A 23,118-nucleotide genomic window follows, 5' to 3' on the forward strand; every position below is an offset into this window, starting at 1 on the left:
GAATTCTCGTACTTGGACAGCGCGTCGGCTGAAGCTGGGTCACTCAAGAAACCCAGCGCTCCGCACCGGCGCGCTCCCCTCGCTTGCCTCACGGCACGAGGGGTTTTTTGTTGCATAACTACCCCCATACCCCGCCAAAACCCTCAGCTTCGAGAAGAGACGCAGATGACCGAGCAGGCCACCGGGGCCCACCATCCGCAGCCGCGGGCCCGTAACTCCGGCGGAGCGACCGCGACCGCCGTGGAGCACGTCACGGGCGCGCAGTCCCTCATCCGTTCGCTCGAAGAGGTCGGGGCCGACACCGTGTTCGGCATTCCGGGGGCGCCATCCTCCCCGCGTACGACCCGATGATGGACTCCTCGAAGGTCCGCCACGTCCTGGTCCGCCACGAGCAGGGCGCCGGCCACGCAGCCACCGGCTACGCGCAGGCCACTGGCAAGGTCGGCGTCTGCATGGCCACCTCCGGACCCGGTGCCACCAACCTCGTCACCCCGATCGCCGACGCCCACATGGACTCCGTCCCGATGGTCGCGATCACCGGTCAGGTCGCCTCCAAGGCGATCGGCACCGACGCCTTCCAGGAGGCGGACATCTGCGGCATCACGATGCCGATCACCAAGCACAACTTCCTGGTCACCGACGCGGCCGAGATCCCCCGCACCATTGCCGAGGCGTTCCACATCGCCTCCACCGGCCGCCCGGGACCGGTCCTGGTGGACATCGCCAAGGACGCCCTCCAGGCGCAGACCACCTTCACCTGGCCGCCGCACACCGACCTGCCCGGCTACCGCCCGGTCACCAAGCCGCACGCCAAGCAGATCCGCGAGGCCGCCCGGCTGATCACCGAGGCCCGCCGTCCGGTCCTGTACGTCGGCGGCGGCGTGATGAAGTCCGGTGCCACCGCCGAACTGAAGGTGCTGGCCGAACTGACCGGTGCGCCCGTCACCACCACCCTGATGGCCCTGGGCTCCTTCCCCGACACCCATCCGCAGCACGTCGGCATGCCCGGGATGCACGGTACGGTCGCCGCCGTCACCGCCCTGCAGAAGTCCGACCTGATCGTCGCGCTCGGTGCCCGCTTCGACGACCGGGTCACCGGCAAGCTGGACTCCTTCGCCCCGTTCGCCAAGGTCGTGCACGCCGACATCGACCCGGCCGAGATCGGCAAGAACCGCGCGGCCGACGTGCCGATCGTCGGCGACGCCCGCGAGGTCATCGCCGACCTGGTCGTGGCCCTCCAGGCCGAGCACGCGGCGGGCCGCACCGGCGACTACACCGCCTGGTGGAAGGATCTCGACCGCTGGCGCGAGACGTACCCGCTGGGCTACGGCCACCCCGACAACGGCAGCCTGGCCCCGCAGCAGGTCGTCCAGCGTCTGGGCGAGCTGGCCCCCGAGGGCACGATCTACGCGGCGGGCGTCGGCCAGCACCAGATGTGGGCCGCCCACTTCATCGACTACGACACTCCGTCCACCTGGCTGAACTCCGGCGGCGCCGGGACGATGGGCTACGCCGTGCCGGCCGCCATGGGCGCCAAGGCCGGGCGGCCGGACCGTACGGTCTGGGCGATCGACGGCGACGGCTGCTTCCAGATGACCAACCAGGAACTGGTCACCTGCGCGCTGAACAACATCCCGATCAAGGTCGCCATCATCAACAACGGCGCCCTCGGCATGGTCCGCCAGTGGCAGGCCCTGTTCTACAACCAGCGCTACTCCAACACCGTCCTGCACAGCGGCCCCAGTGACTGCCTCGCCACCGCGGAGGTGGCCGGCGGCGGCACCCGCGTCCCGGACTTCGTGAAGCTGGCCGAGGCGATGGGCTGCGTCGCGATGCGCTGCGAGGACCCGGCCGAGCTGGACGCGGTCATCGCCAAGGCAAACGCGATCAACGACCGCCCGGTGGTCGTGGACTTCATCGTGCACGAGGACGCCCAGGTCTGGCCGATGGTCGCGGCCGGCACCTCCAACGACGAGGTCATGGCGGCCCGCGGGGTCCGCCCGGACTTCGGCGACAACGAAGACGACTGAGACGCCGGGACGCGAGACACGCGGATAGAAGAGAGAAGACCGACCATGTCCAAGCACACGCTCTCCGTCCTGGTGGAGAACACCCCCGGCATCCTGGCCCGGATCGCCGCCCTGTTCTCCCGCCGCGGATTCAACATCGACTCGCTCGCCGTGGGCGTCACCGAGCACCCCGACATCTCCCGTATCACCATCGTGGTGAGCGTCGAGTCGCTCCCGCTGGAGCAGGTCACCAAGCAGCTCAACAAGCTCGTCAACGTGCTGAAGATCGTCGAGCTGGAGCCCGGCGCCGCGGTCCAGCGGGAACTGGTGCTGGCCAAGGTGCGCGCCGACAACGAGACCCGCTCGCAGATCGTGGAGATCGTCCAGCTCTTCCGCGCCAAGACCGTCGACGTCTCCCCGGACGCGGTGACCATCGAGGCGACCGGCAGCAGCGACAAGCTCGAAGCGATGCTCAAGATGCTGGAGCCGTTCGGCATCAAGGAGTTGGTGCAGTCCGGCACCATCGCCATAGGGCGCGGCGCCCGCTCCATCACGGACCGCTCGCTGCGGGCCCTGGACCGCTCCGCCTGAGCCGTCCGCGCCCTCCCGGGGCCCGCCCGGACCGTATCGCGAGACCCCCGAACCTTTCCTCACGAGCCCGACGTAATGTGTCGGGCAACCAGCTAGATCCAAGGAGATACCCGAAGTGGCCGAGCTGTTCTACGACGACAACGCCGACCTGTCCATCATCCAGGGCCGCAAGGTCGCGGTTCTCGGCTACGGCAGCCAGGGCCACGCCCACGCCCTCTCCCTGCGCGACTCGGGCGTCGACGTCCGGGTGGGTCTGCACGAGGGCTCGAAGTCGAAGGCCAAGGCCGAGGAGCAGGGCCTGCGCGTGGTCAGCCCGGCCGAGGCGGCGGCGGAGGCCGACGTCATCATGATCCTGGTGCCGGACCCGATCCAGGCGAAGGTCTACGAGGAGTCCGTCAAGGACAACCTGAAGGACGGCGACGCGCTGTTCTTCGGCCACGGCCTGAACATCCGCTACGGCTTCATCAAGCCGCCGGAGAACGTCGACGTGTGCATGGTCGCCCCCAAGGGCCCGGGCCACCTGGTGCGCCGCCAGTACGAGGAGGGCCGCGGCGTGCCGTGCATCGCGGCCGTCGAGCAGGACGCCTCCGGCAACGCCTTCGCGCTGGCCCTGTCGTACGCCAAGGGCATCGGCGGCACCCGCGCCGGCGTCATCAAGACCACCTTCACCGAGGAGACCGAGACCGACCTCTTCGGTGAGCAGGCGGTGCTCTGCGGCGGTGCCTCGGCGCTGGTCAAGGCGGGCTTCGAGACCCTGGTCGAGGCCGGCTACCAGCCGGAGATCGCCTACTTCGAGTGCCTGCACGAGCTGAAGCTGATCGTGGACCTCATGTACGAGGGCGGCCTGGAGAAGATGCGCTGGTCGATCTCCGAGACCGCCGAGTGGGGCGACTACGTCACCGGCCCGCGGATCGTCAACGACGCCACCAAGGCCGAGATGAAGAAGGTGCTCGCCGAGATCCAGGACGGCACCTTCGCGAACAACTGGATGGCGGAGTACAACGCCGGCCTGCCCAAGTACAACGAGTACAAGAAGGCCGACGAGGACCACCTGCTGGAGACCACCGGCAAGAAGCTCCGCAAGCTGATGAGCTGGGTCGACGACGAGCAGTGAGCCGTACGGCACGGGGCCGCGGCAGTCGCCGCGGCCCCGTTCGCCGCGTCCGGCGCCCGGCCCCCGCCATGGTGTTGTCCACCGCGTCGCACCACGACCGGGTGATCCTTCCGAAACGGCGGATGAACGGCCGGAAGCCAGCACTACACTGCACACCACAAGCGCGTCAGGCTCACAGCGTCGTGCGTCTTCCACGCGGCTGCCCCCTTCACCGCCTTCGGCCGTCGGGACGGCCGTCCTCCCCGTAGCCATCAGGGGCACGGGTGGGGCCCCCAGGACTAGTGAGGACTGAAGACCACGTGAGCTCGAAACCTGTCGTACTGATCGCCGAGGAACTGTCGCCCGCCACCGTCGACGCCCTCGGTCCGGACTTCGAGATCCGGCACTGCAACGGCGCCGACCGGGCCGAGCTGCTGCCCGCCATCGCCGACGTCGACGCGATCCTCGTGCGCAGCGCGACCAAGGTCGACGCCGAGGCCATCGCCGCCGCCCGCAAGCTCAAGGTCGTCGCCCGGGCCGGTGTCGGCCTGGACAACGTCGACGTCTCCGCCGCCACCAAGGCCGGCGTGATGGTCGTCAACGCGCCGACCTCCAACATCGTCACCGCCGCCGAGCTGGCCTGCGGCCTGCTGCTCGCCACGGCCCGCAACATCCCGCAGGCGAACACCGCGCTGAAGAACGGCGAGTGGAAGCGCAGCAAGTACACCGGCGTCGAGCTGTCCGAGAAGGTCCTCGGCGTGGTCGGCCTCGGCCGGATCGGCGTGCTGGTCGCGCAGCGGATGTCGGCCTTCGGCATGAAGATCGTCGCCTACGACCCGTACGTGCAGCCGGCCCGCGCCGCGCAGATGGGCGTCAAGCTGGTCACCCTCGACGAGCTGCTGGAGGTCGCGGACTTCATCACCGTCCACCTCCCCAAAACCCCCGAGACCCTCGGCCTGATCGGCGACGAGGCGCTGCACAAGGTCAAGCCGACGGTGCGCGTCGTCAACGCCGCGCGCGGCGGCATCGTGGACGAGACCGCGCTGGCCAGCGCCCTCAAGGAGGGCCGGGTGGCCGGCGCGGGCCTGGACGTCTACGCCAGCGAGCCCTGTACCGACTCCCCGCTGTTCGAGTTCGACCAGGTCGTCGCCACCCCGCACCTCGGCGCCTCGACGGGCGAGGCGCAGGAGAAGGCGGGCATCGCGGTCGCCAGGTCGGTGCGCCTGGCGCTGGCCGGCGAGCTGGTGCCGGACGCCGTCAACGTCCAGGGCGGCGTGATCGCCGAGGACGTCAAGCCGGGGCTGCCGCTGGCCGAGCGGCTGGGCCGGATCTTCACCGCGCTGGCGGGCGAGGTGGCGGTCCGCCTGGACGTCGAGGTGTACGGCGAGATCACCCAGCACGACGTCAAGGTGCTGGAACTGTCCGCGCTCAAGGGCGTGTTCCAGGACGTGGTGGCCGAGACCGTCTCGTACGTCAACGCCCCGCTGTTCGCGCAGGAGCGCGGTGTCGAGGTGCGCCTGACCACCAGCAGCGAGTCGGCCGAGCACCGCAACGTGGTCACGGTGCGCGGCACCCTGTCCGGCGGCGACGAGATCTCCATCTCCGGCACCCTGGCGGGCAACAAGAACCAGCAGAAGATCGTCGCGGTCGGTGAGCACTCCATCGACCTGGCGCTCGCCGACCACATGGCCTTCCTGCGCTACGGCGACCGCCCCGGCGTCGTCGGCACGCTGGGCCGGATCCTCGGCGAGGCGGACATCAACATCGCGGGCATGCAGGTCTCGCGGGCCGACGCGGGCGGCGAGGCGCTGGTCGCGCTGACCGTCGACGACACGATCCCGGCGCCGGTGCTCGCCGAGATCGCCGACGAGATCGGCGCCACCTCGGCGCGCGCGGTCAACCTCGCGGACTGAGGTACGGCCGTACCCGTACCCCACCGGGCCCGGGCCCCGCTGCGGCGGGAGCCCGGGCCCGCTGCCGTGCGGGCGGGGGAGCAGTCGGCCCATCACCCGTTCGGCCTAGTGCGGACCGAAGCCGGACGCCCCGCAAACTCGCCGCCGAGCCGGTGTTCCGGGGTTTTCCGACTCGCTGCGCGCCGCGCCGCGGCGCGCAATGGGAACTGCACGTGCCCCCTGCCGGCGCGTGCGGAAGGAGAGCGACGCCATGAACGCACCCCTGGGTGAGAACCTTCAGGACATGGCCGGCAAGAACGTGGTCGACCCGGAGGGCACCAAGGTGGGCTCGGTCCAGCAGATCTACCGGGACGACGCCACCGACGCGCCCGAGTGGATCACCGTGCGCACCGGCCTGTTCGGCATGAAGGAGACCTTCGTACCGCTCGCCGGAGGCCGGCGGGTGGGCGACGAACTGCAGGTTCCGTACACGAAGGAGCAGATCAAGGACGCCCCGCGGATCGACGCGGACGGGCACCTGGAACCGGCCGAGGAGGAACGGCTCTACCGGCACTACGGGATGTCCCGGCCGGGCACCGCACCGACCGGCACGGTCCCGGGCCGGACCACGGCCGCCGGCGCCGGAATGGGCACCGCTGGCGCGGCCGGGATGCGCCCGCCCGAGGAGCGCCGCCGGGAGCGGACCGAGTCCGCGCCGCTGGCCGGCGCGGGGGCCGGGGCGATGGCCATGTCCCGCGGCCGGGACGACGCCGCGCGGTCCAAGGAGCAGAACCCGGAGATGCTCATCTCCGAGGAGCACGTCGAGATCGGCACCGAGGCGCACGAGAGCGGCCACGCCCGGCTGCGCAAGCACGTGACGACCGGCGAGGTGCACCGCTCCGTACCCGTCAGCCACGACGAGGCCCGCATCACGCGCGAGAAGATCAGCGAAGAGGACCGCCGCAAGGGGCGGGGCCGGCAGCCCGAGCTGAGCGACGGTGAGCTGGACGTCACGCTCTACGAGGAGCAGGTCGTCGTCCGCAAGGAGAACGTGCCGGTCGAGCGGATCCGGCTGGAGACCGAGCGGGTCACCGAACAGCAGGAGGTCAACACCGAGGTCCACCGGGAAGAGGTGGAGTTCGACGACGGCAAGGGCACCGGACGGCGCGACCGCCGGGGCCGTGGCCAGGGGCCCGAGCGGGGCCGCGGCGGCCCGGGCACCGACCGGGGCCGGTAGACCGCCGGCCCTCCGGGCGCCGCCGCTTTCGGCAGTCCGCCGCTCCACGGGCCCGGCCCGCCGCAGCCACCGCGCGGCGGGCCGGGTGCCGTACTGCCCTCGGCGGGCCGGGCTCCGAGCGCGCCGGGCTCCGTACCACCGCCGGCGAGCCGGGCTCCGCCCGTACACCATGCGCCTGCCCGGTGCACCCCGTCCGGCACCGCTGCCCGCCGGGCATAGGCTGACCGCATGGGACACCGTGAAGACCTGCTGGAAGGGGCCAAGCGCTGCCTCCTGGAAAAGGGGTACGCGCGCACCACCGCCCGCGACATCGTGGCCGCCTCCGGCACGAACCTGGCGTCCATCGGCTACCACTACGGCTCCAAGGACGTCCTGATGCACCAGGCGCTGGTGGAGTCCGTCGAGGAGTGGGGCGCCGGGCTCGCCGGTCCGGAGGAGGCCGACGGCGGGGAGCCGGCCGGTGATCCCGTGGAGCGCTTCGCGGCCGTGTGGGACCGCATCCTGCGGAGCTTCCTGGAGCAGCGCGACTTCGTGGCCTCCCAGGTCGAGGTGCTCGGCCTGCTGCCCCGCGACCCCGAACTCCGCGCGGCGCTGGCCACGGTCCTGCCGGAGGGCGGCGAAGGGCTGGTCGCGGTCTTCGAGAACGTGCCGGACACCGAGGTGGACGCGGAGTCGGCGCGCGTCGTCGGCTCCTTCTACCAGGCGCTGCTCACCGGCCTGATGGTGCAGTCCCTGGTCTCTCCGGCGGCGCTGCCCTCGGGCGGCGACCTCGTGGAGGCGATGCGGCGGGTGCTCTCCGGAACGGTGCTCCCGGCCACGGCGCACGGACCGGGGGAGGAGCGCGCGGGCGGCGGAACGCCCGCCCCCTGACCGTACCCGAGCCGCCCGCGGGCCTGCTCGCCGAGCTCTGACCGCCCGCTTTTCGACCGCACCCGGGCCGCCCAAGGTCCCGGCCGATGACGGCCCGTACCGGCCAACCGGCCGAGAGCGTTCGGTATTTGACCGACCGGCACTTGTCCGGTCGCGCCGCCGCGCTCTACGCTCGCCGTACGGACCAGGCAGCAGATGCCGCCGGGCCCGGATCTCCCAGACCCAGAGGTCGCCGAGCAGTACGCACCCAAGACCGGCCGGAGATCCGCGCCACGCAGCGAACACGCGCCTCCGGCCCCGCCCTTCCCGGTACCTCTCAGCCAGGGGTCCTCCCGCGCGCCCCCGGCCCGCCAGGAAGGGCGGACAGTGCCAGGCGAGGGGGAAGAGGAGCCCCGTCACCCGGCAGTCGGTCGCCGCCGGTTCCGGTTCTTCTCCCGGCGGCGGCCGCATCCCTCGCGGGTACCTCGTTCTCGCGACGGGTACCGGCCGCAGGGTCTCATCGTCCGTCCGGACCCGCCGTCTGTCCAGTACTCAACAAACCCCTGTTCCCGGACGCCCGGGAACGGCGCGGCCCGTCACCCGGCCCCTGCGCGGCCGTCCGCCCGCCGCGCAGGCCCCGGCAGTGCCGCCGACGCCCCACGGACCCGCAGGTGGCGGACGCCTCACAGCCGTGCCGTCTTCAGCGCCATGTGGAGCAGCAGGCGGTCACCGCCCTCGTCCAGGTCGAGGCCGGTCAGCTTCTCGACGCGGCCGAGCCGGTAGTACAGCGTCTGCCGGTGGATGCCGAGCGCCTGGGCCGCGCGGCCCGCCTGCCCCGCGCAGTCGAGGAACACCTCGGCGGTACGGGCGAGTTCACTGTGCGCGGGGGCCAGCAGCGGCCGTACCGGCGGGTCCGGTTCGACCGACGGCAGACCCGTCAGCAGGCGGTACGCGCCGATGGTGTCCCACTCGGCCACCGGACCCAGCCGGGGCTCGGCGCGCGCGGCCCGCGCCGCGGCCAGTGCCTCGTGCCAGGCGGTCGGCAGACCGGCCAAGTCCCGTACGGGCGTGCCGAGTCCGGCGGCCCCGGGCAGCGTACGGGCATCCACCCCGCCCGGCGCCGGCCCGCCGCCCGCGCGCGGCGAGCGCAGCAGGTGCTCGGCCACCGTATGGGCCGCGGCGAGGGCCGACGGCGAACGCAGCCGTACGAGAGCCGCCAGCGACGGAGCGTCGGCGGTCGCCCGCATCGGCGGAACGGGAGCGGAGCGCCGCCCTCCGGAAGCGGCCGGCGTGCCACTCGGGGCCGCCGGGCCCGGCGCCTCCTCGGCCGCCCCGTTCGCGGCGGGCAGCGTGCAGGCGGCCAGCAGCCCCGGCAGGTTCGGCAGCGGTGCGTGATCGGCCTCCGGCACGTCCCACGGCGTCACCGCGACCACCAGCAGGGGCGCGTCCGCCGCTGACCGCAGCCCGTCGCGCAGCGCGGCCGCCGCGGCGGTGCGCTCCGTGGGACGCGAGACCAGCAGCGTGCGCAGCAGGTCGCCCAGTTCGGCGCCCGCGCGGGCCTCCGCCGCCAGCAGGGCGCCGATGCCGGAGGCCGACTCCATCGCCTGCTCGATACGGGGTCCGGCGGCGCGCCGCCCCCGCCCAGCTCCAGATCGGTCAAGTGGCCGTCGTCCAGCAGCCAGACGTACCCCTGCACGATGCCGCGGTGGCGTACGGGCAGGCAGATCCGGCCCTTGAAGACCCCGGCCGCCGGGTCGGGCGGGATGCGCAGCGCCGTCTTCGCGCGGGCGATGCCGAACGCCTCGAACCAGGCCCGCACCGCCGCCGTCGAGCGGCGCTGGAGGATCGAACGGGTCCGTACGGGGTCCATGACCAGGTCGTCGTCGCCCTCGTGCGCGCCGAAGGCGATCAGGCCGAAGTCGCGGTCCTCCAGGGTCGCCGGGGCGCCGAGGGCGGCCGAGATCTCGTCCACGAGCTGCTGGTAATCGCCCCGCATAGGCCGCGTGACTCCTTTCCGACGGCGCCCCCGAACCGTACGGCCGTTGCCGTCCGTGCGACCACCGGGGAGGGTGGGCCCTCCGGTGCCGTTGTGGTCCCCTCCATTGTCATACATCTGTCTGAGATCCCGGCCACGAAGGCCAGACAGCTGTCGATGGCCGCGAACTGGCGAGATCCTTAAGTTTCAGGTGGCTCATCTCGCCGTCGCGCCCGCCTGCCAGGCGCCCGCCCGGCTTGTCATCTTGAATCGTGGAGGTGCCCCGTGCTGGGTCCCGTGCTTCTCGCAGCAGCCCGCAGCGACAGCATCCGCCGAGTCGTCTCGGCGGCCCCGGTCACCCGTCCGGTCGTCGACCGGTTCGTGGCCGGTGAGCGGCTGGACGCGTCGATGGCCGTCGTGCGGTCCCTGGCGGACCGCGGGATGGAGGTCACCCTCGACCATCTCGGTGAGGACATCACCGACCCGGCCGAGGCGCTGCGCAACCGCGACGCCTACCTCCAGCTGACCGCCGCCCTCAAGGACCTGGGCCTGGGCGGGCGCGCCGAGATGTCGGTCAAGCTCTCCGCCTTCGGACAGGCGCTGCCCGGCGGCCACGAGCTGGCCCTGAAGAACGTCACGCCGGTCGTCGAGGCCGCCGCCGAGGCCGGTACGACAGTCACCCTGGACATGGAGGACCACACCACGGTCGACTCCACCCTGGCGATCCTCGGCGAACTGCGCGCCCGCTTCCCGCAGACCGGCGCGGTCCTGCAGTCCTACCTCTTCCGCACCGAGGACGACTGCCGCGCGCTCGCCGGGGAAGGATCCCGCGTGCGCCTGGTCAAGGGCGCCTACAAGGAACCCGCGACGGTCGCGTTCCAGGACAAGCGGGAGGTCGACAAGGCGTACGTACGCTGCCTGAAGATCCTCATGGCCGGCGAGGGCTACCCGATGGTCGGGTCGCACGACCCGCGCATGGTGGCGATCGGCCAGGAACTGGGCCGCCGTTTCGGCCGCAAGCCCGCCGATTACGAGTTCCAGATGCTGTACGGCATCCGCGAGACCGAGCAGGAACGCCTGGTCACCGAGGGGCACCGGATGCGTGTCTACATCCCGTACGGCACGGACTGGTACGGCTACTTCATGCGCCGCCTCGCCGAGCGCCCCGCCAACCTCGCGTTCTTCCTGCGCTCGCTCGCCACCAAGAGCTGAGCCGGGCGGCCGGCCCCGCGGCCGGACCGCACGCGCCGGGCCGCCGCACGCGGCCCGGCGCCCCACAACTCGACGCACCCGCACACCCCCGACCGAAGGAGACGGCCGACATGGACGCCGTGACCCACGTCCCCGCCCCGTACAACGAGCCGGTGCACGGCTACGCCCCCGGCTCCCCGGAGCGCGCCCGCCTGGAGGCCAAGCTCAAGGAGCTGGCCGGCAACCCGATCGACCTGCCGATGACCATCAACGGCGAGAAGCGGATGGGCGGCGGCGAGCGCTTCGACGTCGTGCAGCCGCACAACCACCAGGCCGTCATCGGCACGTACGCCAACGCCACCCGCCAGGACGCCCAGGACGCGATCGACGCCGCCCTGGCCGCCGCCCCGGCCTGGCGCGCCATGTCCTTCGACGACCGCGCCGCGATCCTGCTCAAGGCCGCCGACCTGCTGTCCGGGCCGTGGCGCGAGACCATCGCCGCCTCCACGATGCTCGGCCAGTCCAAGACCGCCCAGCAGGCCGAGATCGACGCGCCCTGCGAGCTGGTGGACTTCTGGCGCTTCAACGTCCACTTCGCGCGCGAGCTGCTCCAGGAGCAGCCGCCGGTCCAGCCGAACGGCGTCTGGAACCGCCTGGACCACCGCCCGCTGGAGGGCTTCGTCTACGCGATCACGCCCTTCAACTTCACCGCCATCGCCGGCAACCTGCCGACCGCGCCCGCCCTGATGGGCAACGTCGTCGTCTGGAAGCCGTCGCCCACGCAGACCCACTCCGCGATCCTGCTCATGCAGCTCCTGGAGGAGGCCGGCCTGCCCAAGGGCGTCATCAACCTGGTGACCGGTGACGGCAAGGAGGTCTCCGAGGTCGCGCTGCCGCACCCGGAGCTGGCCGGCGTCCACTTCACCGGCTCCACCGCCACCTTCCAGTACCTGTGGAAGGCGGTCGGCGAGAACATCACGAACTACCGCTCGTACCCGCGTCTGGTCGGCGAGACCGGCGGCAAGGACTTCATCGTCGCGCACCCGACCGCGGACCCGGCGATCCTGAAGACGGCCATCACCCGTGGCGCGTTCGAGTACCAGGGCCAGAAGTGTTCGGCCGCCTCCCGCGCCTACATCGCCCGCTCCACCTGGGAGAACGGCTTCAAGGACGACCTGGTGGCGGAGGTCGAGGGCCTCACCATGGGTGACGTCAGCGACCTGTCGAACTTCATCGGCGCCGTCATCGACGACCGCTCCTTCGCCAAGAACAAGGCCGCGATCGACCGCGCCAAGCAGGACCCGACCTGCGAGATCGTCGCGGGCGGCACGTACGACGACTCGGTCGGCTACTTCGTGCGCCCGACCGTGATCGCCTGCTCGGACCCGGAGAACGAGGTCTTCAAGACCGAGTACTTCGGCCCGATCATCGCCGTCCACGTCTACGAGGACGCCGACTTCGACGCGATGCTGGAGCAGATGGAGTCCGCCTCGGCGTACGCCCTGACCGGCGCCGTCCTCGCCAAGGACCGGCAGGTCCTGGTCGCCGCCTCCGAGAAGCTCCGCTTCGCGGCCGGCAACTTCTACCTCAACGACCGCCCCACCGGCTCCATCGTCGGCCAGCAGCCCTTCGGCGGCAGCCGGGCCTCGGGCACCAACGACAAGGCGGGCTCGAAGTTCAACCTGCTCCGCTGGATGTCGCCGCGCGCCATCAAGGAGACGATGGTCGCGCCGACGGACTACCGGTACCCGCACATGGGCTGACCTGGTAGCCCTGTCATGCCGATGGCCCGGCGCTCCCTTGGTGGGGTGCCGGGCCGTCGGCGTGACGTCAGCTTCGGGTGCGCAGCGGTCCGGTGATCGATTCTCCGATGACGAAGTCCTTGGCGGGCCCTTCGGGAATGGTGAGGCTGGTTCCGTAAGGCACGCGGTGCTCGGCGGCGTACCTGGCCTCGTCGGGGCGGGGGTCGCTGAGCATGGTTACGGTGCCCAGCTCGTCGTAGTCGTCGATGATGACGTAGATCGGGATTCCGGCGCGCGCGTAATCACGGCGCTTGCGCACACGATCGCGTGTCCTGTCCCGGTGGCCGGGTGACACCATTTCGGCGACAAGAGCCACGGCAGACGCCTCTACACCGAGACCGTCAGGGGTAACGCATGACGCGATGTCCCTGGGCGCGATGTAAAGATCGGGAATCCACACGGTCAGGCCGTGCATCACGTTCATTTCCTGGAACGAAGCGTGATCGCTGCCGGCTAGATATGCCACGAGGTGCTCCCGTAGCTGATTGATGATCATGCCGTGGCTGGAGCGGCCGGTAGGCGACACCTCGATGAACCCCTCAACGATCTCTGCGTGGAAGCCCTCGGGGAGTTTCATGGCCTTCCATGCCTCCCACAGGACCTCGTCCAGAACAGGCAGGGACATCTGGGCCTCCGATGCAGTCTCGGGCGCCTCACGGGCGAGAACAGTCATGGCGTAGCACCTCCTCCTCAAGTGTGGGCGCGCCCGGCCCCGTGGTACAAGCGACATCGTCACGCTACGCAGCCGTGTCTCCTCGACGGGACCGATCAGCAGATGATCACTCGAACGAGCACCTCAGGCCATCGCCCGTCTCAGATAGTAGGAAGGCCAAGTAATTGTGCAGACAGCACGGCGATGCTGGCTTAGCTTTGTAGGAGCCGAACGTTCCGCTCCATCGAGCGGCGGGGCGGGTGCGGCCCGGTGCGTGTGCGCAGGTGATCCCTGCCGACACCGCGGCCCCCGCGTATGTCGGCCGTTTCCGGAAGGACGCTTCCGTTCATCTTCTCGGGGCTTTGGCATTGGAGGCGCATCATGACCAAGACCGCTGTCCGCAGGATCCGTCACTCCGCCCGCGCGACCGGCGAGGCCGACCGCAAGAACGCCGCCGCGGCGCTCCAGCGGGCGCTCGACCGCCGGGACAACGGCGGCTCGACCGGGCACTGAGCCCGGGGCCGCCCGGGCGGGCGGGGTGCGGCGCGCCGAGCGCGCGGGCACACCCGCCCGTGCCCGTGCTCAGCGGCGCCGCGTGACCTCGAAGCGGTCGATGCTCTCGCCCGACTCGGCGAGGGCCGTCACCTTCATCCGGGGCCGGTGCCCCGGCAGCACCTCGACCGCGATGAAGGAGTAGCCGGTGTAGCGCACCCGCGACCACTGCACGGCTTCCTTGACCTTCACCTTGCCCTCGGCCCAGTGGTACGTGTCCACGTGGTCGAGGTCCTTCACGTGGCCCTCGTAGCTGTCCGGCACCGGGAAGTCGTACAGCGACTTGCCCGCGCCGCCGGCCGTGACGTACACGATGCCCTCGCGCGAGGAGTCCACCGTCTCGCCGATGGGCATCTTCTTGGAGACCCGGCCGCCCTTGATGGCGTCGGTCCGCTCGTAGACATGGTTGTGGCCGTTGACCACCAGGTCCACCTGGTGCCTCTCGAAGAGCGGCAGCCAGGCGTCGCGCACCCCGCCCTCGGAGGCGTGCGAGTTGGTGGTGGAGAAGGCGCAGTGGTGGAAGAAGACGACGATGAAGTCGATGCCCTTGGCGGCGCGCAGCTCGCCCAGCTTCCGGTCCAGCCATTTGGTCTGCCTGCCGCCGGTGACGCCGAGGTTGGCGGGGATCTCGTACGAGACGTCGTTGGCGTCGAGCGCGACGACGGCGACGTTGCCGTAGGTGAAGGAGTAGACGCCGGGCGCCCGCTCGGCGTCCGGGCCGTTGTCCGGCAGGCTCCAGCGGGCGCGCTGGCCGCCGTACCCGTGGGGGAGTACCAGGCCTCCATGTCGTGGTTGCCGGTGGTCACCATCCACGGCACGGTCTTGGCCACCGACTCGGTCTGCGCGAGGAACTGGTCCCACTGGCGCGCGTCGTAGGTGTCGTGCTCGGTGCCGCTGCCGTCCGGGTCGGCGTAGCAGATGTCGCCGGCGTGCAGGTGGAAGGCCGGGTTCTGGCCCAGGATGAGCTGGTCGTTGGCGAGGGCGTGGTAACTGACGCCCTGGTCGCCGAAGGCGGTGAAGACGAACCGTTCGGCGCGGGCCGGGGCGGTGCGGAAGGTGCCGAGGGTGCCGAAGTGGCGGGAGTCGGCGGGGTCGAAGCCGTCGTGGCCGACGCCGTAGTAGTAGGTGGTGCCGGGCCGCAGGCCGTCGAGCGCGGCGTGCAGGTAGTACTGGTCCACCGCGGGCAGTTTCTTGCTCAGCGCGGGCGTGTGCAGGTCCCTCACCTCGGCGTGGATCTTGCGGCTCAGGTCCCAGGGGCGCAGCCCCACGCGCAGGAACGGGCGCTTGACCGCGAACGGCACCTGCCACGAGACGCGCATCTGGTGCCGGGGGTCGGCGCCGAAGGCCAGGTGCCGGCCGAACGGCGCGACCAGCGAACCGTGCACGGCGCCGGTGGCGGGGGAGGAGAGCAGGGTGGGGAGGGGGCGGCGGCCCGGGCGGGCCCCGCCAGCAGCCCGCCGCCCGCGACGGCGCCGGCGGTCGCGGCGGAGGTGCGCAGCAGACCGCGGCGGGTCAGCTTCGTGCGGAGGTACTCGTGCTGCTCGGGCATGCTCATCCGGCCGGCGAGCGGTTCGGGGATGCCCACGCGTGGTGTGTCCATGGAGCGCAACGTCGCACCACTGTCCGACCGGGCGGGGCCCTGCGGGTGAACGGCAGGTGTCCGGCCGTCCACCTGTCCGTATCCCGGACGCCACGTGTCAACCACTGGGACAGAGAGTAGGGTCCAGCCATGTCTCGCAGCATTCGCCTCGCAGTGATCCCCGGTGACGGTATCGGCCAGGAGGTCGTGGCCCAAGGGCTCAAGGTCCTCGGCGCGGCCCTCCCGCAGGACGTCAAGCTGGAAACCAAGGAGTACGACCTCGGCGCCCGGCGATGGCACGCCACCGGCGAGACCCTGCCGGACGCGGAGCTGGAGTCGCTCAAGGAGCACGACGCGATCCTGCTCGGCGCGATCGGCGACCCGTCCGTACCGTCCGGAATCCTGGAGCGCGGCCTGCTGCTCAAGCTGCGCTTCGCCTTCGACCACTACGTCAACCTGCGCCCCTCCAAGCTCTTCCCGAACACCGCGACGCCGCTCGCCGGCCGCCCCGACATCGACTTCGTCGTCGTCCGCGAGGGCACCGAGGGCCCGTACACGGGCAACGGCGGCAGCCTGCGCACCGGCACCCCGCACGAGGTCGCCACCGAGGTCAGCCTGAACACCGCGTACGGCGTGGAGCGGGTGGTCCGGGACGCGTACGAGCGGGCCGACGCACGGCCGCGCAAGAAGCTGACGCTGGTCCACAAGAACAACGTCCTGGTGCACGCCGGCCACATGTGGAAGAAGATCTTCGACAAGGTGGGCGAGGAGTACCCCGAGGTCACCACCGACTACCTGCACGTGGACGCCGCGACGATCTTCTTCGTCACCCAGCCCGAGCGGTTCGACGTGATCGTCACCGACAACCTCTTCGGCGACATCCTCACCGACCTCGCCGCGGCCGTCACCGGCGGCATCGGCCTGGCCGCCTCCGGGAACATCAACCCCACGGGCGCCTTCCCGTCCATGTTCGAGCCGGTGCACGGCTCGGCACCGGACATCGCGGGCACCGGCAAGGCCGACCCCACGGCCACCGTCCTGTCCACCGCCCTCCTCCTGCGGCACCTCGGGTACGACGCCGAGGCGGCCCGCATCGAGGAGGCCGTCGCCGCCGACCTCGCGGAGCGGGCGAGACCCCCGCACCACCGACGAGACCGGCGACGCCCTCGCCGCACGAGTAGCGGGCTGAGGCCCGCCGCTCGCCGCGCGAACACGCGCCGACCGACAGCGCCGGGCCGCACCTGCGCCCGGCGCTGTCGCGTAGGTCCGCGACTGTGCTACCGCCGGGTTGGGTGCGACCATCGACCCCTGGCAGGCGCACACGGATCCGCCTTCGGACCACGGCGTCCCACCCTCGCCGCACCACGGCATTTCCTTCCCCGGTACCTCGGGAGCGATAATCGAACGTGGAGCCGCTGTACGAGGGGAAATACCGGACGTCCTGTACCGACAAGGACTTCGTGAGCGCGGCCCCACAACCTCACCGGTGAAGGACACGCACTCATGACGACGCCCACGATCGAGCTCAAGCCCTCCTCCCACCCGCTCTCCGACGCGGAACGGGAGCGGGCCCTGGCCAGCCCCGGCTTCGGCCGTTACTTCACCGACCACATGGTGACGATCAAGTGGACCGAAGGCCGCGGCTGGCACGACGCCCAGCTGGTGCCGTACGCCCCGCTGTCCATGGACCCGGCCAACATGACGCTGCACTACGCGCAGACGATCTTCGAGGGTCTGAAGGCCTACCGCCAGCCCGACGGCACCGTCGCCACCTTCCGCCCGGACGCCAACGCCCGGCGCTTCCAGGCGTCCGCCCGCCGGCTCGGAATGCCCGAGCTGCCCGTCGAGACGTTCGTCGAGGCCTGCGACGCCCTGGTCAAGCAGGACAAGAACTGGGTGCCGACCAATGGCGAGGAATCGCTCTACCTGCGCCCCTTCATGATCGCGAGCGAGGTCGGGCTGGGCGTCCGGCCCGCCAACGAGTACCTGTTCATCGTGATCGCCTCGCCGGCCGGCGCCTACTTCACCGGTGGCGTCAAGCCGGTCTCCGTCTGGCTCTCCCAGGAGTACGTGCGCGCCGTGCGCGGGGGCACCGGCGCCGCCAAGACCGGCGGCAACTACGCCGCCTCCCTCGTCGCCCAGGCCCAGGCCGCCCAGCACGGCTGCGACCAGGTCGTCTGGCTGGACGCCCTGGAGCGCCGCTGGATCGAGGAGATGGGCGGCATGAACCTGTACTTCGTGTACGGGAACAAGATCGTCACCCCGGAGCTGTCCGGCTCCCTCCTCCCCGGCATCACCCGCGACTCCCTCCTGAAGATCGCCACCGACCTCGGCTACGAGGCCACCGAGGGCCGCATCTCCGTCGAGGACTGGAAGGCCGCCACCGAGGACGGCTCCCTGACCGAGGTCTTCGCCTGCGGCACCGCCGCCGTCATCACCCCCGTCGGCTCCGTCAAGTCCGAGGCCGCCTCCTGGACCGTCGGCGACGGCAAGCCCGGCGAGGTCACCATGAAACTCCGCAAGGCCCTCCTGGACCTCCAGACCGGCGCCACGCCTGACACGCACGGCTGGATGCATCCGCTGGGCTGATCCCGGTACGTGATCACCGAACGGCCGCCCGGCATCTTGCCGGGCGGCCGTTCGGTGTTCGGGGACCGGTTGTTCGGCAGGTGGGGAGTGGTCGTGGGTGATGAGTGTATGTATTTGAGTGCTGCTCAAAAAATTGGTGTTTGTTATTCACCAAGCCGTTGGCAAGGTAGGGCTACATAGTTAGAGTGGCGCACTAAAGCGTGCCGCGTCGAGCTGGCGCCACACCGCGCCGCGCACGAACCGCGGGGCGGCCCGGACAGGGGCCGTCCCGCTTCACCCCGGCCCGCCGTCCCGCCCCGAGTCCGGAGGATCCCGACCATGACCACCCCCGCCGCCGACGGCTTCCGTATGCCTGCCGAGTGGGCTCCGCACGAGCGGACCTGGATGGCCTGGCCCGGGCCCAACGCGACCTTCGGTGAGGACGGTGGCGAGACGCTGGAGCGGGCCCGCCGGGCCTGGGCCGGGGTGGCTCGGGCCGTGCGCCGGTTCGAGCCGGTCACGGTGGTGGCGGGTGCCGGGCAGGCGGGCGGGGCGCGGCAGTTGCTCGGAGCGGACATCGAGGTTGTCGAGCGGCCGTTGGACGACGCGTGGATGCGGGACATCGGGCCGACCTTTCTGACGGACGGGGAGGGCCGGCTGGCCGCCATCGACTGGATCTTCAACGGCTGGGGCGGTCAGGGCTGGGCCCGCTGGGAGCGGGACGCCGGGGTCGGCGGGTACGTGGGCGGGCTGGCCGGGGCGCGTACGTACCGGTCGTCGCTGGTCAACGAGGGCGGCGGGCTGCATGTGGACGGTGCGGGCACGGTGCTGCTGACGGAGACCGTGCAGCTCGATCCCGGACGTAATCCAGGGAGTACGAAGGAGGAGGTCGAGGCGGAGGTGCACGCCGGCCTCGGCACCACGAAGGCGGTCTGGCTGCCGCGTGGACTGACCGCCGATTACGGGCAGTTCGGCACCCGCGGGCACGTGGACATCGTCGCCGCGTTCGCCCGGCCCGGCGTCGTCGTCGCGCACACCCAGCCCGACCCGGCCCACCCCGACCACGAGGTGTGCAAGGAGACCGTCGGGCTGCTGCGCTCCTCGACGGACGCGCGCGGCCGGCCGCTGGAGGTGGTCGAGGTGCCCGCGCCGACCGTCGTCGAGGTGGAGGGTGAGCTGGTGGACTACTCGTACATCAACCACTACCTGTGCAACGGCGGCGTGGTGCTGTGCGCCTTCGGCGACCCGCGCGACGAGGAGGCCGCCGGGATCTTCCGGCGGCTGTTCCCGGAGCGGACGGTGACGCCGGTCGACGCCCGTACGATCTTCGCAGCGGGCGGTGGCATCCACTGCATCACCCAGCAGCAGCCCAAGGTGGGCACAGTGTGACGTTCCCGGAGGTTTCCGTGCCCGGACCGGTCCGACGGCCGCGGCGGCGGCTCACCCAGCCGCGCGAGCAGGTCCTCGCCGCCGCCATGGCCACCATCGCCGAGTCGGGCCTGGACCGGCTGACCATGGCCGGGCTGGGCCGCGAGGTCGGGATGAGCAGCGGGCACATCCTCTACTACTTCGGTACGAAGGACGAGCTGCTGCTCCAGACTCTCCAGTGGAGCGAGGAGCAGCTCGGCGCACGGCGGCGGGCCGCGCTGGCGCAGCGTGTTCCGGCGCGCGAGCGGCTTGATGCGCTGGTGGAGCTGTACCTGCCCGAGGGGCACCGGGACCCGCGCTGGACCCTGTGGCTGGAGGTGTGGAACCGCTCGCAGAGCGCGGACGACGCGACCCGCGAGCGCCAGCTCGACCTGGAACTGGCCTGGCACCGCGATCTGGTGGCGCTGCTGGTCGAAGGCGCCTCGAAGGGTGAGCTGCGGGCCGTGGACGCGGAGCGCTTCGCCACGCGTACGCGCGCGCTGCTGGACGGCTTCAGCACCCACCTCGTCGTCGGGCTGCCGGGCCTGGACCGGCAGCAGGTGCTACGGCACGTGGGGGAGTTCCTGGACGAAGCGCTGCGGCCCGCGGACAAGCCGTGACCGCGGACGGCTGACACCCGGCCCAGGTTGTACGGAAAAGAGCGCATTGACCCTGTCGCCGCTGGTGCGGTTGTATCCCCTGGCGCTCCGACGCAGGGCCGGAGGCGGGTGTTTCCGGGGGAAACATGGGCGAGCGGGCGAACCGCGGCAGACGTGCGTTACCAGGAGCCGTGGCGGCTTCCGTCCTCATCGGGGCGGTGGCGCTGAGCGGTGCCTACGCGTCCCCGGTGGCTGCGGGCGGCCACGGGCCCCGTACCGAGCGGGTGAACACCGCGCCGGACGGTTCGGAAGCGGTCGGCGGCGGTTCGTTCAACGCCGCGATCAGCCCCGACGGCCGGTACGTCGCCTTCGACTCGGAGGCCGACAACCTCGTGCCGGGCGACGACAACGACGGCACCCTCGCGCACGACGTCTTCCTGCGCGACCGCCGCACCGGCACCACCCGCCGCCTCAACGCCCCGCTCGGCCCCGGCAACGCCGACTTCGCCACGATCAGCGCGGACGGCCGCCATGTGGCCTTCAACGCCGAAACGAACGGGACGTACCACGTGTACGTCTACGAGATCCGTACCGGGCGTCTGGAACGCGTCGATCTGGACATGGACGCGGGCTTCACCGGCGGCGAGACGCCCGCGCTCAGCGCCGACGGCCGCTACGTCGCCTACTTGGGCCGGCAGGCCACCGACCCGCCGCCGAACGAGGAGTTCGGCCGGATCTACGTACGCGACCGCAAGACCGGCACGACCCGCCGCGCCAGCAGGGTCCCCGCCAGGGAAGGACGCGGCTACGACTCGCCGCGTATCAGCGCGGACGGCTCCAAGGTGGCCTACCGGGAGCGCAGCCGGCGCGGCGGCGGCCCCGGCGGCGAGCGCGACTGGGCCGACATCCACCTCGCCGACCTGCGCACCGGCGAGCAGCGGCAGATCGACACCACCGCCGACGGCCGGCCCGCGACCTCCGGCTCCACCGACCCGCTGATCAGCGCCGACGGCCGTACCGTCGCCTTCAACTCGTCGGCCAAGAACATCGTGCCGGTGCCCGACGAAGCCCGCTCCTACGTCTTCCTCCGCGACACCCGCACCGGCGCGGTCCGGCGCGTGGACGGCATCAACGGCAACCAGTACGCCACCGCGGACGCGATCGGCCCGGACGGCCGGCGCCTGCTGCTGCACTACTCCGGCGCCGCGTACGGGCTGTACGTCAAGGACCTGCGGACCGGCAAGGACACCCTGGTCAGCCCCGGCACCGACGGCAAGCCCCGGGCGGCGACCGCCGGACCCGACGGGATGACACCGGACGGCCGCAAGGCCGTCTTCGCGTCGCACCTCGACGACCTGGTGGCCGGCGACACCAACCACGAGACCGACGTGTTCCTGCGGCACATCCGCTGAGGGGCAGCGCCGTGCCGTACGCAACCGGGCGCGCAGACGTGTTCGTACGCCGTGCGCCCGCATACCCCGCAGGTAACGAAGCGTGATCGTTGCCCGCTGAACTCTTGCCGCGGCGGGCGGTGTCGGCGACCGTGATCCGTCATGGGACGAGAGCAGTGGAAGAAGATCTGGGTCGGCTCGGCCGGCAACATGGTCGAGTGGTTCGACTGGTTCGTGTACGCCAGTTTCGCGGTGTACTTCGCCGACTCCTTCTTCCCGAAGGGGAACGACACCGCCAACCTCATGAACACCATGGGGATCTTCGCGGTCGGCTTCTTCATGCGGCCGGTGGGCGGCTGGGTGCTCGGCCGGGTCGGTGACCGCAAGGGCCGCAAGGCCGCGCTGACCCTCACCGTCACGCTGATGTCCGCCTCGGCCATCCTCATCGCCGTCGCGCCGACCTACGCGGTGGCCGGGTACGGCGGCGTCGCCGTGCTGCTCGTCGCCCGCATGCTGCAAGGACTCTCGGTCGGCGGCGAGTACGCGGCCAGCGCCACCTACCTCACCGAGGCGTCCGCCCCCGGGCAGCGCGGTTTCGCCTCCAGCTTCCAGTACGTGTCCATGACCGCGGGCCAGCTCCTCGGACTCGGCCTGCAGATCGTCCTCCAGCGCACCATGTCCGAGGACGCCCTGCACAGCTGGGCCTGGCGCATCCCGTTCATCATCGGCGCGCTCGGCGCGGCCATCGTCTTCTACCTGCGGCGCAACATGCTGGAGACGGAGGTGTACGCGCAGGACGACAGCGCGCAGAACGACCCCGAGCGCGGCACGCTCAAGGCGCTGTGGGCGCACCGGCGCGAGGCGTTCCTGGTCATCGCCCTCACCATGGGCGGCACCGTCGCGTACTACACGTACACGACCTACCTCACCAAGTACCTCTCCGGCAGCGCCGGCCTGGACAAGCCGACCGCCTCCCTGGTCAGCTTCTGCGCCCTGTTCGTCTTCATGTGCGTCCAGCCGCTGGCGGGCCGGCTCTCCGACCGCATCGGCCGCCGCCCGCTGCTGATCACCTTCGCGGTCGGCTCCACCTTCCTGACCGTGCCGATCATGACGCTCCTCAAGCACGCCGGCAGCTTCTGGCCCGCCCTCGGCCTGGCGCTGCTCGCCCTGTTCGTCGTCACCGGCTACACCTCGATCAACGCCTGCGTGAAGGCCGAACTCTTCCCCACCGGCATCCGCGCCCTCGGCGTCGCCCTCCCGTACGCCATCGCCAACGCCCTCTTCGGCGGCACCGCCGAATACGTGGCCCTGTGGTTCAAGAAGGGCGGCATCGAATCGGGCTACTACTGGTACGTGGCAGGCTGCGCGGCGGTCTCGTTGATCGTCTACATCACCATGCGCGAGACGAAGACGATCGACCTGAACAGGGTGAAGCGGGCGGATGGAGAGGACGCACCTCTTCCCGCGCGGTCGGCCAACTCAAGCCCGTCCGGCGTTTGAGGACACAGGAACCGTCACCCCTGACGACCCGCAGCCAAACCCAAGCCCGTCCGGCGTTTGAGGACAAGCAGGGACGGCCACCCCAGTGGGCCCGCACTGTGAGACGCCCGGCCACCCCCGGGAACTTATGGCAGGATGCCAGCATGCTCCCGTTCGCCACGATTATTGGCAGCAGGCGCGCCGGTCCGCAGTGACCGCCCGTACCCACCGAGTGCGGCGCGGTCACCGTCG

The 23,118-nt window shown here is 71.2% G+C and carries 14 protein-coding genes and 4 pseudogenes; 15 read left to right on the forward strand and 3 right to left on the reverse strand.

Annotated features, from left to right (window positions below):
- Nucleotides 1–165: 165 nt before the first annotated feature.
- The 6 genes and pseudogenes from ACEXOX_RS33240 (at nucleotide 166) to ACEXOX_RS33265 (ending at nucleotide 7,692) form a co-directional block, all read left to right on the forward strand.
- Nucleotides 166–2,030, forward strand: a pseudogene (locus tag ACEXOX_RS33240) (acetolactate synthase large subunit).
- A 45-nt stretch (nucleotides 2,031–2,075) separates the two neighbouring features.
- Nucleotides 2,076–2,600 carry an acetolactate synthase small subunit gene (gene ilvN, locus ACEXOX_RS33245; RefSeq protein ID WP_030018315.1) on the forward strand — a complete coding sequence of 175 codons (525 nt, stop codon included), beginning with the start codon at nucleotides 2,076–2,078 and terminating at the stop codon, nucleotides 2,598–2,600.
- Between the two features lie 115 nt (nucleotides 2,601–2,715).
- Nucleotides 2,716–3,714 (forward strand): ketol-acid reductoisomerase, encoded by a 999-nt coding sequence (gene ilvC / locus ACEXOX_RS33250; protein WP_406524661.1) that lies wholly within the window; start codon nucleotides 2,716–2,718, stop codon nucleotides 3,712–3,714.
- 299 nt (nucleotides 3,715–4,013) lie between these two features.
- A complete protein-coding gene (gene serA / locus ACEXOX_RS33255) occupies nucleotides 4,014–5,606 on the forward strand; it encodes a phosphoglycerate dehydrogenase (RefSeq protein WP_406524662.1) in 1,593 nt (530 codons plus the stop codon).
- A 250-nt stretch (nucleotides 5,607–5,856) separates the two neighbouring features.
- Complete coding sequence (locus ACEXOX_RS33260; RefSeq protein WP_406524663.1) at nucleotides 5,857–6,822, forward strand: PRC and DUF2382 domain-containing protein; 966 nt, start codon at nucleotides 5,857–5,859, stop codon at nucleotides 6,820–6,822.
- A 228-nt stretch (nucleotides 6,823–7,050) separates the two neighbouring features.
- The gene (locus tag ACEXOX_RS33265; RefSeq protein WP_406524664.1) at nucleotides 7,051–7,692 is read left to right on the forward strand and encodes a TetR/AcrR family transcriptional regulator; all 642 of its coding nucleotides are present in this window, start codon (nucleotides 7,051–7,053) and stop codon (nucleotides 7,690–7,692) included.
- Between the two features lie 662 nt (nucleotides 7,693–8,354).
- Here ACEXOX_RS33265 and ACEXOX_RS33270 read toward each other — a convergent pair.
- A pseudogene (locus ACEXOX_RS33270) lies at nucleotides 8,355–9,667 on the reverse strand (PucR family transcriptional regulator).
- 264 nt (nucleotides 9,668–9,931) lie between these two features.
- On the opposite strand from ACEXOX_RS33270, the gene ACEXOX_RS33275 reads away from it, so the two are divergent.
- Nucleotides 9,932–10,858: a proline dehydrogenase family protein gene (locus ACEXOX_RS33275; RefSeq protein ID WP_406524665.1), complete on the forward strand. Its 927-nt coding sequence runs from the start codon at nucleotides 9,932–9,934 to the stop codon at nucleotides 10,856–10,858.
- Nucleotides 10,859–10,968: 110 nt separating this feature from the next.
- The gene (gene pruA / locus ACEXOX_RS33280; RefSeq protein ID WP_406524666.1) at nucleotides 10,969–12,600 is read left to right on the forward strand and encodes an L-glutamate gamma-semialdehyde dehydrogenase; all 1,632 of its coding nucleotides are present in this window, start codon (nucleotides 10,969–10,971) and stop codon (nucleotides 12,598–12,600) included.
- 67 nt (nucleotides 12,601–12,667) lie between these two features.
- On the opposite strand, the gene ACEXOX_RS33285 is transcribed toward pruA, so the two are convergent.
- The gene (locus ACEXOX_RS33285; protein WP_406524667.1) at nucleotides 12,668–13,312 is read right to left on the reverse strand and encodes a Uma2 family endonuclease; all 645 of its coding nucleotides are present in this window, start codon (nucleotides 13,310–13,312) and stop codon (nucleotides 12,668–12,670) included.
- Nucleotides 13,313–13,672: 360 nt separating this feature from the next.
- Here ACEXOX_RS33285 and ACEXOX_RS33290 point away from each other — a divergent pair, with 360 nt between their 5' ends.
- Entirely contained in the window at nucleotides 13,673–13,804 is a 132-nt protein-coding gene (locus ACEXOX_RS33290) for a hypothetical protein (RefSeq protein ID WP_274535863.1), read from the forward strand.
- A 69-nt stretch (nucleotides 13,805–13,873) separates the two neighbouring features.
- Here ACEXOX_RS33290 and ACEXOX_RS33295 read toward each other — a convergent pair.
- Nucleotides 13,874–15,443: pseudogene (locus ACEXOX_RS33295) on the reverse strand (purple acid phosphatase family protein).
- A gap of 129 nt (nucleotides 15,444–15,572) precedes the next feature.
- On the opposite strand from ACEXOX_RS33295, the pseudogene ACEXOX_RS33300 reads away from it, so the two are divergent.
- From ACEXOX_RS33300 to ACEXOX_RS33325, 6 genes and pseudogenes are all read left to right on the forward strand, one after another.
- A pseudogene (locus ACEXOX_RS33300) lies at nucleotides 15,573–16,611 on the forward strand (3-isopropylmalate dehydrogenase).
- 314 nt (nucleotides 16,612–16,925) lie between these two features.
- Complete coding sequence (locus ACEXOX_RS33305; RefSeq protein ID WP_030018326.1) at nucleotides 16,926–18,011, forward strand: branched-chain amino acid aminotransferase; 1,086 nt, start codon at nucleotides 16,926–16,928, stop codon at nucleotides 18,009–18,011.
- A gap of 318 nt (nucleotides 18,012–18,329) precedes the next feature.
- On the forward strand, nucleotides 18,330–19,379 hold the full coding sequence (locus tag ACEXOX_RS33310; protein WP_406524668.1) for an agmatine/peptidylarginine deiminase: 1,050 nt from the start codon (nucleotides 18,330–18,332) through the stop codon (nucleotides 19,377–19,379).
- A 17-nt stretch (nucleotides 19,380–19,396) separates the two neighbouring features.
- Nucleotides 19,397–20,017 (forward strand): TetR/AcrR family transcriptional regulator, encoded by a 621-nt coding sequence (locus ACEXOX_RS33315; RefSeq protein ID WP_406524669.1) that lies wholly within the window; start codon nucleotides 19,397–19,399, stop codon nucleotides 20,015–20,017.
- Nucleotides 20,018–20,187: 170 nt separating this feature from the next.
- Entirely contained in the window at nucleotides 20,188–21,408 is a 1,221-nt protein-coding gene (locus ACEXOX_RS33320) for a hypothetical protein (protein ID WP_406524670.1), read from the forward strand.
- A 141-nt stretch (nucleotides 21,409–21,549) separates the two neighbouring features.
- The gene (locus ACEXOX_RS33325) at nucleotides 21,550–22,887 is read left to right on the forward strand and encodes an MFS transporter (RefSeq protein WP_406524671.1); all 1,338 of its coding nucleotides are present in this window, start codon (nucleotides 21,550–21,552) and stop codon (nucleotides 22,885–22,887) included.
- Nucleotides 22,888–23,118 lie beyond the last annotated feature (231 nt).

It is taken from the genome of Streptomyces sp. Ac-502 (assembly GCF_045222935.1).
GTDB lineage: Bacteria > Actinomycetota > Actinomycetes > Streptomycetales > Streptomycetaceae > Streptomyces > Streptomyces monomycini.